General features: G+C 59.4%; 2 protein-coding genes and 1 pseudogene. All 3 read right to left on the bottom strand.

Features of this window, described 5'->3' with window-relative positions:
• Nucleotides 1–1,143 (bottom strand): hypothetical protein (locus ACH2EH_RS24740; RefSeq protein ID WP_395146021.1); only part of this gene is annotated, 1,143 nt, incomplete at its 3' end.
• 42 nt (nucleotides 1,144–1,185) lie between these two features.
• Nucleotides 1,186–1,737 carry a hypothetical protein gene (locus ACH2EH_RS24735; protein ID WP_395146019.1) on the bottom strand — a complete coding sequence of 184 codons (552 nt, stop codon included), beginning with the start codon at nucleotides 1,735–1,737 and terminating at the stop codon, nucleotides 1,186–1,188.
• Between the two features lie 23 nt (nucleotides 1,738–1,760).
• Nucleotides 1,761–2,756, bottom strand: a pseudogene (locus ACH2EH_RS24730) (carboxypeptidase M32); the annotation flags it as partial.

The raw sequence follows: 2,756 nt of genomic DNA, 5'->3' as shown, positions 1-2,756 counted from the left end.
TGTCTGCTTGGCATTGCTCATTGCCAGTTCCTTCATCATTTTCTCAAAGGCCAGGCGATCTAAACTCACAATCGGTGCGGCGTAGAGCACATCGTCGTGGGTGTAGAGCACCGTCGAGAGATCGGGCAGCAAGTAATCAGATTCCGCCTCCGCCGCTACCAATCCGCGCACGAACTTCTTCTCCGGCCCCGGCTCACGCGCCTCCAGCCAGAGCGCGTTGGTATTAGCGCTTCGACCTGCCTGCCCCGTGAGCTTTGCTGCGTCGGCGCTTAGGGTTAGCGCGAGCTTTGGCGCGGGCTTCTCCAGCGTATTGGAGATCATCTCCTCTTTTTTGGGCGCTGCGCTCAGCGGCGTGACCGTGCCTTGGCTGATTTCTATTGTTGCCCAGGTCTCCTTACGGACGAAGCGTTCTTCCAATTTCTCAAAAGTTGCCATGCGTATAAACAAGCGTTTCTTATCTAGCGAGACACCAAGAACCCTTACATTTCCATTTGAAACCAGCTTTGCCAGTGGTGTTAGGGTGCCATCTGATGTCAAAACCGAGTAGAAGCGGGGCATTGATGCGTCATCTGGCCCCCATATCAGTAATACCCCTGGGAGTCCGGTTACCTCCCTAGCCATCATAAACTGCGCCGGGAGCCCGCTTATCCAACGTATCACTCCCCGATCCACATCGAAGATGCCTACCTGTCCTTTTACATCCAACTTCATCTCAGGCAGACTCCGAATGCCCACTCGAAAAACGATAGCACGCTTGGTACCCGGAAACCAGAGCATCTGCACAATATCCTGATGCGTCTGCGTCGCAGGGTCGTCTTGGACACGATCAATCAGCTTGGTGGTACGGCGGAGCGCATCATAAAGCCAGAGCTTTTGCTCACCGAACTGATCTTTCACGTCGTCCGTGGGCTCGGGACGCAGGTCTTGTGTGATCAGCGCATAGCGGCCACCGGGAGCGGGCTTGACCTCACGAATCTTTCCCGTCAGCACGGGCTCAATCTTGCCGATGAGGTAGGCATTGGTCTTGGTCGTGACGATGCGCGGTGGGCGCGATCCGCTAGATTGCTTGCGAGCAAGTGTGGCGGTGGCGGCGAGGGCGGCGGCTCCCAGACCGAGTGTCAAGAAAAAATGGCGGCGGTTCATCGTAATTAGGATAACGTAAAGAGGCGCACCGTGGTTACGGGGTCAGTCCATGTCGGTGAGCATCAAGACCCAGACACGGCCTTGCGTGCGGTCCACGGTTACCAGGGTGGCATCCCAGGCGATATCGTGGAGCCAGCCGTGCCAGCCCAGCTCGGAGAGGTAGGTGGTGAGATTGCCACTGGAGTCGGAGAAAAGTGCATGGCAGAAGGCAATCACGATGTCTTCCGCCTCTTCGGCGCTTAGATCACAAGCGACATACGCGCCGCCGCTGATCAGGCGGAGCGTGAGGTGGTCTTCCAGCGGCTCCCCGAGGCGAGAGAATCCCGACTCCGTGCCGGGCGGAACCACGCGCTGCGGTGCAGGCAACACGGCGTCCACGGCAGGCTGCCGCAAAAATAAGTCCGGGAAGCCCAGGCGATCCAGGTCATCGTAGGCGGCGTGGGCCAGCCAGAGAGCGCTCATCGAGAGGTCGAAGATCCGCAGCTCCGCGCCGCCATTGGTGTAGATGCGTCGTAGTGCCGCCAGAAGCGCTTCGGTTTCTGGCGGCACCGGGGCGGCGCTCACACTCAGCTCCTGCCACAGAAGGGGAATCATGCTGGAATTGTACCCACAGGAGGCTACAGGATTCGCCTGCGCTGGCGGCGCTCCGCGAAGTAGATCTCGCGGTACTTGCTGTGCAGGTAGCGGAGCAAGGGTTTGGCGGAGAGCGGCTCGCCACAGATCCGCTCCGTCAGCTCACTGGGGAGATAGCGTCGCCCCGGACGGTGGACATTCTCCCGTAGCCAGCCCAGGAGTGGCGCGTAGTCTCCCCGGATGAGCCCCGGCTCGATACTCGGCTCACTTGCCAAAGCTTTCTCGTAGAGCTGCGCCGAGAGCATCGTTCCCAGTGCGTAGGTGGGGAAGTAACCAAACATTCCGCCCGACCAGTGGACATCCTGAAGGCAGCCCACGGAATCGGTGGGCGGCGTGATTCCCAGGTAGCTCTGCATCTTGCTATTCCAGGCTTCGGGAAGATCTTTAACGGCGAGTGTCCCTGCGACCAGCTCCTGCTCTAGCTCAAAGCGCAGAAAAATATGGAGGCAATAGGTCACTTCATCGGCCTCCACACGGATCAGCGACGGCTCGACTCGGTTGATTGCCCGGTAGAACTGGTGCATATCGGTATCGGCGAGCACGCTGGGAAAGTGGCGCTGGAGGCCGGGATAGAAAACCGTCCAGAACGTGCGAGAGCGTCCGATAATATTCTCCCAGAGCCGAGACTGCGACTCATGAAAACCCAGGCTTGTCGCCCCCGAGAGCGGCGTGTCGTCATCGTCGGGGTTAAAACCCTGCTCGTACATGCCATGGCCTGCCTCGTGGATCGTCCCCATGAGAGCGCAGGGTAGCCAGTTGGGCTCGACGCGGGTCGTGAGCCGCACATCGGTGCGGTGCATGCTCTGGCAGAAGGGATGGACGGCCAGGTCCTGCCGTCCTTGGGTGAAGTCGAAGCCCAGCTTCTTGGCGACATACTCGGTGAACTGAAGCTGTGTCTTCTCATCGAAGTGGCGTCGAAGGCAGGATTCGTCCACGGGATCACCCTCGCGAATGATCTCCATCAGCGGCAGGAGGCCGTC

This window comes from Armatimonas sp. (assembly GCF_043760365.1).
Taxonomy (GTDB): Bacteria; Armatimonadota; Armatimonadia; order Armatimonadales; family Armatimonadaceae; genus Armatimonas.
This window is presented reverse-complemented; position numbering and strand designations above follow the sequence as displayed.

Bases quoted from the DNA above. Each gene is read 5' to 3' on its own strand.
- ACH2EH_RS24735 (WP_395146019.1), bottom strand. From the start codon at position 1,737: ATGATTCCCCTTCTGTGGCAGGAGCTGAGTGTGAGCGCCGCCCCGGTG.